Source organism: Prevotella sp. P6B4, assembly GCF_000619985.1.
Classification (GTDB): Bacteria; Bacteroidota; Bacteroidia; order Bacteroidales; family Bacteroidaceae; genus Prevotella.
Genome location: NZ_JHVE01000012.1, coordinates 100,706 through 113,408, shown reverse-complemented (window position 1 = coordinate 113,408; position 12,703 = coordinate 100,706). Strand labels below are relative to the sequence as shown.

The following is a 12,703-nucleotide window of genomic DNA, read 5'->3' as shown; positions in this document are numbered from 1 at the left end:
GATATCATAGATGACCTTAAGGAGCAGGTACTTGAACATGCGGATAGGAGACTCTGCCATACGACCATTGTCTGGACAGTATTTGTCTAACAACTCTTGATAGACAAAAGAAAAATCAACGAGCCCGTTGATACGTCTCAGAAGATTGTCTTGTGGGACAACTATGTCGTACAAGGCACTATACTCACTCAATACTAACTCTTGTTGTTGCGACAGCATAAGCACTCTCTTTTATGCTGTAAAGGTACAAAAAAATCTGCACATAGCCAAATGTTTTACTGACTATGTGCAGACTGTAATTGTTAAAAAGTGCCTAATAGGACTTTTTCAGTGCCCTCCAATTGCCGGGGGTTAATTTTTGATATCATACTTTCCTTTTCGCTGTTCGGCTTTCCGGGGCTTGCCTACCCCATGGAATCCCATGTGAGGCGTCTTCACGCCCTGATAGCCCGCATGGCGCTGTCGGATGCGCTGCACGTAATCCACCGTCTCCGATCCACGCATGTAACCATATTTCACAATAGGATCATTGTAATACCGAGGCTGTGCCAGCTTCAGCACATAGGGCGCCACCTCGCTCCAGCGATGCGGATTCCTACCGTCGCGCTTAGCCAGATTCATGGCATCGCGTATATGGTGCGCACCACCGTTGTAACTGGCCAGAACAAAGTTGGTTCGCTCGTACTGGTCGCGCACATCCGAGAAGGTTTTCTGCAGTTGTCCGATATATTTCACCGCCGCACGTATGTTGGCCTCGGGCTCGTACAACTGACTGCGCGGCACACCCAGATGGTCGGCAGTACCAGGCATGATCTGCATCAGCCCCTTGGCACCGGCAAACGATACGGCACGCGGGTCGAAGGTCGACTCCTGATAACACTGGGCAGCCAGCAGGCGCCAGTCCCAACGGATATCGCGGGCATACGTCATGAAATAGCTGTCGTAGTGCGAGATGATACCGCCCTTGGCATCGAGCATGGGCGAGAAGATTCGGCGATGCACCTTGCGAACCGTCAGCAGGTCGTTCTCCTCCTTCTGTACGGCAGCTATCAGCGCGGGGCGATACCAGCCCTGCAACTCCTTGGCCAGATCGTTCTTGGCCGTATCGGCATCGATATGTCCGGGTGTGGGCCACGCCACGATATCCACCTCGCCTTCGGCAAAACGTTTTACCAACTCCATACTGTCGCGATACACCTCCACACGCAGTCGCACCCCCAGCGAATCGGCGAAACGCTGACAAATCAGAAACTGCGTACCCAGGTACTTGCCATGATACTCGTAGTACGTCTGCGGACCGCTGATGGTGGCCATAATCAGTTCGCCACTGGTCTGGATGTCGTGCAGGTCGAACTCATCCGAAACCGAAACGGTATCATCAATCACACCCCAGGGTGCCACAATGGGTTCGTGCTTCTTCTCGAAACACGACACCAGCGAAAGCAAAAGCGCCCCGAAACCGACATATTTATACCATTTTTGCATCAATCTGCACCATTTTGTTAGTAAAAACGGTGCAAAGGTACTACTTTTTGTGCACGAAGCGCACGAAATTCACGAAAAAGTTGTAATTTTGCACCCGATATTTTTAGATTTAACAATATGTTAAGAATTGCAGTACAATCAAAAGGACGTCTGTTTGAAGACACGATGAATCTGCTGGCAGAAGCAGACATCAAGGTTAGTGCCTCAAAGCGCACCTTGCTGGTGCAGTCGTCCAACTTTCCGCTGGAGGTGCTTTACCTCCGCGATGATGACATCCCACAGAGTGTAGCCAGTGGAGTGGCTGACATCGGCGTGGTGGGCGAAAACGAGTTCGTTGAGCGTGGCGAAGATGCTGATATCATCTCACGTCTCGGCTTCTCAAAGTGCCGCCTCTCGCTGGCCATCCCCAAAGAGATCGACTACAAGGGAGTAGAGTGGTTCAACGGCAAGAAGATTGCCACCAGCTACCCCGAAATCCTCCGACATTTCCTTGAGCAGCATCATATCCATGCAGAAATCCATGTAATCACAGGTAGCGTAGAAATCAGCCCGGGCATTGGTCTGGCCGATGCTATCTTCGATATCGTATCATCAGGCTCTACCCTGGTGAGCAACAACCTCCGCGAGGTAGAGGTAGTGATGAAGAGCGAGGCCCTGCTGATCGGCAACAAGCAGATGAGCGACGAGAAGAAGGCCATCCTCGAACAGATGCTGTTCCGCTTCAAGGCCGTTAAGGACGCCGAGGACAAGAAGTACGTACGCATGAACGCTCCTAAGGCTCGTCTGCAGGAGATTATCGACGTGCTGCCTGGTCTGAAGAGCCCCACCATCATTCCTCTGGCCGACGAGGACTGGTGCTCTGTTCACACCGTACTCGACCAGAAGCAGTTCTGGGAGATTATCGGCAAACTGAAGGAAATGGGCGCCCAGGGCATCCTGGTAACGCCAATCGAAAAGATGATATTATGAATGTAATTCGATATCCCGAAAGAAGCGAATGGGCAAAGATTGTGGAGCGTCCTCATCTGGACGTTTCACAACTTAATGATACTGTAGCATCGGTGCTGGCCGACGTGAAGAAGCGCGGCGACGATGCCGTAAAGGGCTATGAGCTGAAGTTCGACCATGTTGATCTGCCCCAGCTCGCAGTTACCGAGGCCGAGATGAACGAGGCCGAGGCACTGGTGAGTCCTGAGCTGAAAGCTGCCATCCAGGTGGCCCACTACAATATCAAGACCTTCCACGAGTCGCAGCAGTTCAAGGGCAAGAAGATCGAGACACAGCCCGGCGTGGTTTGCTGGCAGAAGAGTGTAGCCATCCAGAAGGTTGGTCTCTACATTCCTGGCGGCACCGCCCCACTCTTCTCAACCGTGCTCATGCTCGCCACCCCTGCCAAGATAGCAGGCTGCGAGGAGATAGTGCTCTGCACCCCTCCAGGTCGCGATGGCAAGGTGAATCCCGCCATTCTCGTGGCTGCCCGTATCGCAGGCGTCAGCAAGATTTTCAAGGCAGGTGGCGTACAGGCCATCGGCGCTATGGCCTACGGTACCGAGAGCGTGCCCAAGGTCTATAAAATCTTCGGTCCTGGCAACCAGTATGTGATGGCCGCCAAGCAGCAGGTAAGCCTGCACGATGTGGCTATCGACATGCCCGCAGGTCCTTCCGAGGTGTGCGTCATCGCCGATAAGCATGCCAATATCGAGTTTGTGGCAGCCGACTTGCTGTCGCAGGCCGAGCATGGTATCGACTCGCAGGTGTTCCTCATCACCACCTCCGAGCAGGTGATTCTCGACGTACAGGCCGAGGTGAACCGCCAGCTGGATATGCTGCCCCGTAAGGAGATGGCAGCCAAGGCACTCGACAACAGCCGCCTGGTACTGGTGAACAGTCTGCAGGAGGCTATCGACCTCTCGAATGCCTACGCCCCCGAGCACCTCATTCTGCAGGTGAAGGATTACGCCAAGGTAGCCAATAAGGTAGTCAACGCAGGTAGCGTGTTCCTGGGCGAGTATGCCTGTGAGAGTGCAGGCGACTATGCCAGCGGCACCAATCACACCCTGCCCACCCACGGCTATGCCACTGCCTACAGCGGCGTGAACCTCGACAGCTACTGCCGTAAGATCACCTTCCAGCACCTCAGCGAGGATGGTATCCGCAGCATCGGTCGCGCCGTAGAACTCATGGCCGAAGCCGAGCAGCTTGATGCCCACAAGAATGCTATGACTGTGCGCATACGCGCAGTTGAAAGTTGATAGTTGACAGTTGAAAGTTATGAAGTCATTAGAAGAACTTACAAGACCCAATATCTGGAGCCTGGCACCATACAGCAGCGCACGTAACGAGTACGCTGGCCGAGAGGCACATGTGTTTCTCGATGCCAACGAGAACCCTTACAATGCGCCTTACAACCGCTACCCCGACCCCTTGCAGCTGGAGCTCAAGGCAGCCATCGCCAAGGTAAAAGGCGTGCCTGCCGAGTGCATTTTCTTAGGCAACGGTAGCGACGAGGCCATCGACCTGCCCTATCGCTGTTTCTGCGAGCCAGGCGTGGATAACGTGGTGGCCATCGAGCCCACCTATGGCATGTATAAGGTGTGCGCCGATATCAACAATGTGGAGTATCGTACCGTACTGCTCGACGAGCATTTTCAGGTAACTGCCGACGCGCTGTTGGCTGCCACCGATGCCCATACCAAGATTATCTGGCTGTGCACCCCTAACAACCCCACCGGCAACTGTCTGGTGCGCGAAGAGGTGATAAAGGTCATTGAGAATTTCGACGGCTTGGTGATTGTCGACGAGGCCTACAGCGATTTCGCCTCGCAGAAGCCCCTTCGTGCCGAGTTGGCCAAGTACCCCAACCTGATTGTGCTCAACACCATGTCGAAGGCATGGGGCTGCGCCGCTCTCCGTCTGGGTATGGCATTTGCGTCGCAGGATATCATCGCCCTGTTCAATAAGGTGAAGTATCCTTATAATGTAAACCTCCTCACCCAGCAGCAGGCCCTCGAGGCCCTGAAGGATCCCTACGAGGTTGATCAGTGGGTGAAGGTGCTCATCCAGGAGCGTGGCCGCATGATGGAAGCTTTCCGCGAGCTGCCCATCTGCGAGAAGGTATATCCCACCGATGCCAACTTCTTCCTGGCCAAGATGACCGATGCCACCAAGATCTACAACTATCTGGTTGATCAGGGCATCATCGTGCGCAACCGCCATCGCGTGCAGCTCTGTCAGAACTGTCTGCGCATCACCATCGGTACCAAGACCGAGAACAACGAGCTTGTAGCCGCCCTGCGCCAGTATTAATCGCAGGCCGCGGCCCTAAATACCAAGCACCCTGCCTCATTCTACTGAAGCAGGGTGCTTACTTTATGGGGAGGACTACTTACTATGCGCCGATGCACGATGTGGCTCCCAGTGCCGTTACAATCGCCGTTGCGATGGATGCAATCAACTGCACGATAAACTTGATACTCTCTTTCTTACTCATAGCTTTCAATATTTAATGGTTAATCTTCGGTACTGCCGCTTCCTCCGGTGTTACCGCCAGTATTGCCACTCTGGCTGTTGTCGCTGCCTGAGCCCGACGAGGGTGCGTCGCCATCGAGTGCGCCGGCCAGCGTCTCGGCATTGACGAATTCGGCCTTCTTGATGAACTCACGACTCGAGATGTCGGTCTCGGTGGTTGAATCGGGCAGGAATCGGATGTGCAATCCCTTCAGGTTCTTCTGAGGCAGGAACTTGTCCTTGCTCTCAGCACCGCCTTCGGTGTTCTCGAGGGTAGTGAAGAAGATACCCAGACCGTCGATCTTCACGCGCTTAGAGTTGAGCAGCATCTCCAACAGACAGCTGCGGAACTTCTCGAGCACACCGAACACTACGTCGGGGGTGTAGATAGAGCCGTGCTCGCTGATGTGGTTCGCCAACTTGCGGGTGTTCAGGGTCTCGATGGTTTTCTGACGGGCGAACCATCTGCCCAGCACCTTCGAGTTGCTCACCTTGTTCTGTTTCAACAGATAAAATACTTTTGCCATAATGTGTGTGTATTAATTAGACTTAAGTGCGACTGGCTGCATCGGGCAGCCGCTTCCCGTGTGTGCGTTTCATATCTTATTTTCGTTGCAAAGATACAAAAAATAATCCGAACCACCAAACGATTTGCCCATTATTTTATAGCAAATATATAAATTTTTATGGTCTATGCATCTAATGAGCTGAAGCGTAACTTTTGGCGCCCGGAAATGACGTTTCAGGCCACCAGAAGTTACGTTTCCGCGATCGGGAGCACGCCCCCGTTTTATTCACTATTCATTTATTCACATGTACAAGAAGGTTTTCTGGTTTGTAAGCAAGAGTATTTATATTATATATTATATTATAATATAATATATAATATAATATTAATCTACTTCATAGCAACTCACAAGTGGAGTGAGTGCTAAAACCCTTCCTGTACATGTGAATAAATGAATAATGAATAGTTTTTATCACCCAAATAATTTGCGTAATTGCAAAAAAATTGCTACCTTTGCACCATTACTATTAACGAACCATACTTTAAAAAGTTTTCAAAACATTATGAGTAACGAAACCCCATTATCTTTCAAGCAGATAATCGACGTATTATCTGCAAGTATCAACCCGGAAAATCGCGTCATGGACCTTGTACCAGACTACATGCAGGAGTTATTGTACAGCAGCCTCGTCACGTCGCTCAGTATCGTCACAGCCTCAGAGATGGTAATCAACTCCGGCGGACAGATCGACTACCAGCAGATGTACGACCTGCTGAGGCCCTTACTAACCGACAAGAAAGTGATTGAGAGCTACAACAGCTGGAAGAACGATCTGTACGGCATGACACCCGAGATGCTGAAGCGCAAGCGTGTGCAGGTGATATTCGAGGTGCTGCGACAGGGTATCATGCGGCACGACACGACACCATGCAACATGGAGATCGACAATATTCCCAAAGAGAAGATCAAGCCATGGCTATCGTGCGGAGAAGACATCGACGACAACACCAAGAAGGACATGGCCCGCCTGATGCGCTATCTGATCATCGATGGCGACATTGTGATGATCAACCGCACCAAGTTCGGCAAGTATGCGATGAGTCACGCGAAGGATTTCTCGCACAAGGACACCAAGGCCATGTTTAAACTCGATGCGATACTCGACCTGGTGAATGCCGATCTGGTGGCACAGAACCCCAGGTTGCAGGCGATTATCAACAAGTACCGCCTGCAACCTGAGCCGCTCAACACTTTTGCGCCCGCCAAGAACATCAAGCGCATCCTCACCCAATCGGAAGTGCTGGCACTGGTGAGCAACAGACAGAAGTACACCGCCGAGTGGATAGAGCAGTTTGTCGACGACCTGTTAGCATCGGAGAAAGGCAAGAGCATCATCGTGGATTGGGGCAACAGTAAGAAACGCAACAAGCTGCCCGCCTTAGTGGCAGGCAGCTTGGTAAAGGCCGGTGTATTCGGCTGCAGCTACCCCGTACTGGCCCGCGCCATCCGTATGCAACACGACTTCAAGGTGAAAACCGAGTGCTACGCCACCTACATGGGTAAGCAGCGCGAACAGCCCTATCTGGACTGGGTGCTGGCGTACGTGAAATGCTAATGTTTCCCGCAGGATAAGACCACTTTCTTTCCATCCTTTATATATAGGCCTCGACCAGGTTTTGCAACGCGTCGGCCATCAAGCGTGTAGATGCCTTTGCCATCTACTGTGGTCGCGTGAGTTCTGGGTGCTGACAATCCACTTGTCAGCATGGCCTTCACGTCATCGCGTGTCAGTACATAATCGTGACTGAACGCCTCGTTCCACCATGAGATATCGGCATTACCGTGGGCTGTGCCATTAAAGGCGCTACTGTTCATATCGTTACTCACGGCGTAATCGTACCAAGGCATAAACCACAGCCATTTAGCTCCTGCCGTCCACTGATTGCCGATAGTAGCCACCGAACCGCACTCTGTAAGAGCCACAAGTTTCGAGGGCGAATACTCATTCAGAAAATCGTAACATTTAGTACGAATCGTACTGGCATTGCTCTCGTTATAGATATCCATTCCCACCACGTCGACATAGTCGTCGCCCGGATACCACCGATAGCCATCGCTATAGGACTGGCCCCATGCAGAGCTTTGTGTCCACACCCACACCAGGTTATCGACGCCCAATTCCTGGAATCGGCGATACATGGTGCGCCACAGCTCATTGCAGCCATCGGGATCGCGCCCCCACCAGAACCACATGCCACCAGCCTCGTGCAGCGGTCGCCACAACACAGGGATGCCTTTCTCCTTGAGTTTGAGCAAGATACCGGCCACGCGGTCGATATCCTGCATCATGATCTGGTATTCAGCCGATGTCGTGTCGAAAATCTTCTTCACATCGAAGGTAGTCTGCTCATCTTCCTTACCATTATCGGTTCCCCAGTAGAAGGCATACTTTCCACTCTTACCGCTGCGGGCAGGCACGTTCCAGTGCCAGCAGATGCTGATGATGCCCCCCTGCTGGTGCCATTCTTCGAGCACACTGGTGTTATCGTAATCTATCCATCCTCCAGCCGACGACCATGGCAGATGAATCAGATCAAAAGTAGCGATGGCGGGCCACTTTTCAGTATGCTGATGAACCCACTCTGCCTCGCTGATATTCCAGTTTACACAAGCCATCGTACCCGACAACGTTTTCTGTCCGTTGATATCATTCAGCAACTGCATCAGTTGCTGCGCTGCATCCGACTTAACTGGTTCTGCAGCACAGATGCCACAAGTCATCATGACAGCCGTTAGTATAGCAGCCAGTCTTTTCATGTTATTTACCATTTATCAGTCGATAAGAAACCACATCGCGGCTCTTCACCACGAGCTTACGATCAACCTTGTTCTTCAGTGTTGTCTTGCCCTCTTGTTTGTGGGTCCACAGGTTATACACCTTATAGACCTTGGTTGCAAAATCGGTGCTCAGCTTGCTCACCTCACGATCCGTGAGATTGAAGTCCTGCCAGTTCAGGCAGCAGGTGATATCCTGGCGCGTGGGATTGAGGATGGTGAATGCCCAATCGCCTCCGGCAAGCGGTTTGAACCAGAACTGCAAACCGTCGCGGTCGCAATAGTGTAGTCCCTGCACGCCCAATGTATCCTGATCGATGGCTATCATTTCCTTATTCATGATAATGTTGCGTGTAGCCTCGCTCATATTACGCAAATCGTTGCCAAGAATCAGCGGACTGGCCATCATACACCACATCGTGAAGTGTGCGCGGTCTTCGTTCTCAGTCATGCCGTTGCCAACCTCCAGCATGTCGGGATCGTTCCAATAGCCCTTTCCTGCATACTGACGCAGGGTGTCGTTATACGCTATGCACTGCATAACCCCGAACTGACTATAACCAGCCTCAAAAACGCGCAGCGAATCGAAATCGCACCAGATGTCTGGTGTGGTACGCCATGAGTGACCTATCTGTCGGGCCCATTTCCAAGGGCGGCTACTCCCCCACTCGCACATACTGAGGAAAATAGGGCGCCCAGCAGCACGCAAGGCATCGCTGATGAGTTGGTAGGCACACTGTGGGTTCACGTTGGTGGTGTTACACCAGTCATACTTCAGATAGTCTACTCCCCAGCGGGCATACTGCAGTGCATCCTGATACTCATGTCCTAACGAACCAGGTTCGCCGGCACAAGTAGCGGTACCGGCATCGCTGTAGATACCCAGTTTCAGGCCCTTACTATGCACGTAGTCGGCCAATGCTTTCATACCGTTGGGAAACTTCTTGGGATCGGCCGTAATAAAGCCGTTGGCATCGCGCTTGCCGTGCCAGCAATCGTCGATATTAATGTAGGTATAGCCAGCATCGCGCAGGCCACTCTCTACCATCGCATCGGCAATGCCTTTAATCACGTCCTCCGAGATGTTGCCTTGGAACTTATTCCAAGTACTCCATCCCATCTGTGGCGTATCAGCCAGACCTTCCCATTTCTGTGCCTTTACAGGCAGTGTCATCAGGGCAAGCATACTGCCCAGGATGATCATTTTCGTTTTCTTCTGCATATTATTCTGTTCTAATTGTTATTTCGATCAATAAAGTGGATTCGGATTGCGTGATATATTTGCAACAGCCTTGGTACGACCGAGAGGTGTTATCTTCAGATTGTCGAAGTAAGGCGTGCTGACACGGCGCTCTTGCAGGGGTGCCATCAGCGCGGCCATACCGTGGGTGTAACGGTCGGATGTGGCACGGCACACCTGTTGTCCATCCACATAACCAGTTATCTCATCGCCCTCAAAACGCAAACGCAGGTTGTGCCAACGTCGGGCGTCGAAGCCCTTAACCTGCGTACTGTCAAGTACATACTCGCCTCCCACCTCGATATCCTTACGGGCCAGGATGAGTGCCTGCTGCTCAGCATCGCCTATCAGCTCCTTCTGGTCCAGCTTACCACGAGTGATATAGAGCTGGCAGCGTCCGTGTTCGTTGATCTTCAGGTAGTAGCCTTTTGCCCATACGCCATAACCAGAGCCCACATCACATACACGCCCCATAATGGCTGCCTCGTCCTGAGGATTCAGCAGCACATCGGCACTCACCTCGTAGTCCTGCCATGCGGCATCACCGATGATGGAGTAATGGTGCCATTCGGGCGCCCAACTCAGCGTATGCTCACCTACCGTCTGTTGCAGGCATGTGCCCGAACCGCCATCAGGTGCCTGGCGCAACTCAAAACATCCGATGATGTCGGCCATGTAATGCGGCAGATAGCCCCATTGTGCAGGGTGACCATAGCCATCAAAGTCGTCCTGATAAGGCATTGGGAACGCAGCTGTAGCCGGAACATCGGCAAAACTGCCCTTCTGCTGACCTGTGGTAGTTGAGAGAGAGTAAACACAGTCAGGATTCAAAGTAATGGTAAAGCTACGACTTTTGGGGGTGATATCAGCCAGTCGTACAAACTGTTCCTGCTCATTGCTGCGCCATACGCAGAGTTTAGCCGCAGAGAGGCCTTTTGGCACACTGATGCGTATAGTCTGAGGAGCGGTAGCCTCCTTCGTCTCGAAGATGATGCTATAGTCGCTGGTAGCAGGATTACGCAACATGCACATAGAACCGCCACCATCAAGTTTCCGACAGCCATCGTCCACATACTGCCAACCCACTTCGGTAAACTGTCCGTAGTGTGCATAGCCCCACAAGGCCTGGCGCACGCTATAGTTGCCGCTCCAAGGTTGCTGAGCTATCAGCATGGGCGGATCTTGGCTATAGGGCTCTAATGGATAGGTAGCACCAATGTCGTACCAGTTAATCACCTTGGTGGCACCGCTCACGATATAATTCTCATTAAAAGCTTTTACGATGCCTATCAGGCAGTCGAAACCCTTGAGATAGATATGGTCCTCGCTGTTCCAGATGGGCTTGCCCATGCTTTCGGCCATGGCACGCTGCTCTGCCGTAAGGGGGATCTCGCTGAATGTATGAGCACTCACAGCATAGATGGCATCGCGTAACTCAGCATCGTGCGTCATCGCCTTCATAAACTCCATCTTGTCAGGTCCCCAGTTGTCGAAGGCATGTAGCTTCACATTCTTAAAGCCTCGCTCATTCATGGTGCGGCGCAACATCTTAGCGAACTCATTATTCCAGCCCTTTTCGTTATGACAGCCTATGGCATTCAGTTCCAGTCCGTATTGTTGACGCAACCCCGTAAGCCAGTCCACATAGTAATCGGCCATATCCTGCGTCCAGAAGTCGCCCACCCAGCGAGGTGCGCTCCACCCTGTAGCATCAAGGTCGAGCTTGGCGTTGCGCTGCTTAGCCTCGCGCATCACCCACCATGTGTAGCCACGCTGAGCATTGAAATCGCCACGGTAGTGACTGTGCGACGGCATGGAGCCCTGCGTAGAATTACCATCGCCAGGTATCTCTACCAGCAAAGAACTGACTGAAGCACCGAACTTAGGCTTATATACCAAATCCATAATCTGCGAGCGCTGCGGTTCAGGATAGTCCTTCAGCAACACCGAAGTAGCCCCGCCACCATTCACAGCACCGATACCATCAAACTGTTTTCCGCCCGATGTCGACTTGATACGAACCATCTGGGCTTTATTTTTTTTACCTATTGAATATGGAGTTTCATCGCGCGTAAGAACCAAGTCAGTATTCAGGAATTGCTTCCAGAAATCAGGTGTGTTGTTACTGCCGAAAAGGAAAGGCACTGTCCACGGAGCCACATACAACCATTTAGCGCCGTCTTTCATCATGGCCTCGGCACTTGGCATACAATCACATTCGGCCAGTGCCAGCATCTTATGTGGATACTTGCGGCTTAATATATCGTACTGTTCTTTATAGCTGCCATGATTGGTTGAAATATGATACTGATCGCGGGCCACAATATCAACAAACTTGTCACCAGGATACCAATCGTCATCATCGAGTTCTGATGTCCACACGTATATCAGGTTGTGTACACCATGCGCCATCAGGTAACTCTGCATGAACAAATACAGTTGTTTGAACGTTTCGGCACCATCGCTGCCCCACCAGAACCATGCTGTTCCACCACGGTTGCTATTGCCAGCCGCTTCGTGGAACGGACGCCAGATGATGGGGATGCCCTGTTTCTGATAGTGCAGCAACAAGTTGGTGATACGCTCCAGATCGTGCATCAGGGCCTGATTCTCGGGTGTACCTTTTTGTAGCGCCTTACGTGGCGAAAATGTAGTGCCCTCCTGTGGCGTCCGTGCTGCCGAAGGGGTATAGAACGAATACCCTTTATCAGGGGTCATCAAGGTATCTACAGGTACACTCCAATGCCAGATAAAGCCCACAATACCACCCGCCTGATGCCAATCCTTGGCAGTATCGGCCAGATAGTTAATATGCTCCATTCTGAAATGCTGGAAGTCGAATATATTGATGGCGGGATACTTGCCTGTACTTTTTCTCACTTCATCAGCATCGGTCGTGTTATAATCCCATCGGGCCTGACAACCAGAGAGCACCTGCTTGCCCCAAACTTCGTTCCTAAGATACTGATACAAAGACGCCGCCTCTTTTGTAGCCTTCTTGTCTATCGGTCTGGGGGCTATCTGCCCTAACAAGCACAAGAAAGGCATAACACCCAATAATAAAACGCTGCAAATTCTTTTCATATAGTTTTACATTTTCTCCGCAAAGATAAACATTTATACTGAA

At 51.7% G+C, this 12,703-nt stretch carries 10 protein-coding genes and 1 pseudogene; 4 read left to right on the top strand and 7 right to left on the bottom strand.

Annotated elements, in window-relative coordinates; genetic code table 11:
* Both T491_RS0109495 and T491_RS0109490 read right to left on the bottom strand, forming a co-directional pair.
* Nucleotides 1-219 (bottom strand): annotated as a pseudogene (locus T491_RS0109495) (IS5/IS1182 family transposase); the annotation flags it as partial.
* Between the two features lie 132 nt (nucleotides 220-351).
* Nucleotides 352-1,485, bottom strand: coding sequence for a transglycosylase SLT domain-containing protein (locus T491_RS0109490; RefSeq protein ID WP_028903680.1), 1,134 nt, complete (start codon nucleotides 1,483-1,485; stop codon nucleotides 352-354).
* Between the two features lie 117 nt (nucleotides 1,486-1,602).
* Between T491_RS0109490 and hisG the strand changes: the two genes are divergently transcribed.
* The 3 genes from hisG to hisC are packed head-to-tail and all read left to right on the top strand — an operon-like array spanning nucleotide 1,603 to nucleotide 4,791.
* On the top strand, nucleotides 1,603-2,454 hold the full coding sequence (hisG, locus tag T491_RS0109485; RefSeq protein ID WP_028903679.1) for an ATP phosphoribosyltransferase: 852 nt from the start codon (nucleotides 1,603-1,605) through the stop codon (nucleotides 2,452-2,454).
* Entirely contained in the window at nucleotides 2,451-3,737 is a 1,287-nt protein-coding gene (gene hisD / locus T491_RS0109480; protein ID WP_028903678.1) for a histidinol dehydrogenase, read from the top strand. The genes hisG and hisD overlap by 4 nt, the downstream gene beginning before the upstream one ends.
* A gap of 19 nt (nucleotides 3,738-3,756) precedes the next feature.
* A complete protein-coding gene (gene hisC, locus T491_RS0109475; protein WP_028903677.1) occupies nucleotides 3,757-4,791 on the top strand; it encodes a histidinol-phosphate transaminase in 1,035 nt (344 codons plus the stop codon).
* Nucleotides 4,792-4,873: 82 nt separating this feature from the next.
* On the opposite strand, the gene T491_RS17690 is transcribed toward hisC, so the two are convergent.
* Nucleotides 4,874-4,975, bottom strand: coding sequence for a smalltalk protein (locus tag T491_RS17690; protein ID WP_155950094.1), 102 nt, complete (start codon nucleotides 4,973-4,975; stop codon nucleotides 4,874-4,876).
* Between the two features lie 19 nt (nucleotides 4,976-4,994).
* Nucleotides 4,995-5,519 (bottom strand): hypothetical protein, encoded by a 525-nt coding sequence (locus tag T491_RS0109470; RefSeq protein ID WP_028903676.1) that lies wholly within the window; start codon nucleotides 5,517-5,519, stop codon nucleotides 4,995-4,997.
* A gap of 544 nt (nucleotides 5,520-6,063) precedes the next feature.
* Here T491_RS0109470 and T491_RS0109465 point away from each other — a divergent pair.
* The gene (locus T491_RS0109465; RefSeq protein WP_155950093.1) at nucleotides 6,064-7,116 is read left to right on the top strand and encodes a hypothetical protein; all 1,053 of its coding nucleotides are present in this window, start codon (nucleotides 6,064-6,066) and stop codon (nucleotides 7,114-7,116) included.
* On the opposite strand, the gene T491_RS16190 is transcribed toward T491_RS0109465, so the two are convergent.
* Genes T491_RS16190 through T491_RS0109450 form a run of 3 tightly spaced genes read right to left on the bottom strand, consistent with a single transcriptional unit; the run spans nucleotide 7,113 to nucleotide 12,660 of the window.
* Nucleotides 7,113-8,318, bottom strand: coding sequence for a glycosyl hydrolase (locus T491_RS16190; protein WP_197018842.1), 1,206 nt, complete (start codon nucleotides 8,316-8,318; stop codon nucleotides 7,113-7,115). The genes T491_RS0109465 and T491_RS16190 overlap by 4 nt on opposite strands.
* Before the next feature lies 1 nt (nucleotide 8,319).
* Nucleotides 8,320-9,540 carry a glycoside hydrolase family 27 protein gene (locus tag T491_RS0109455; protein WP_369699756.1) on the bottom strand — a complete coding sequence of 407 codons (1,221 nt, stop codon included), beginning with the start codon at nucleotides 9,538-9,540 and terminating at the stop codon, nucleotides 8,320-8,322.
* A gap of 45 nt (nucleotides 9,541-9,585) precedes the next feature.
* Entirely contained in the window at nucleotides 9,586-12,660 is a 3,075-nt protein-coding gene (locus T491_RS0109450) for a glycosyl hydrolase (protein WP_081773325.1), read from the bottom strand.
* Nucleotides 12,661-12,703 lie beyond the last annotated feature (43 nt).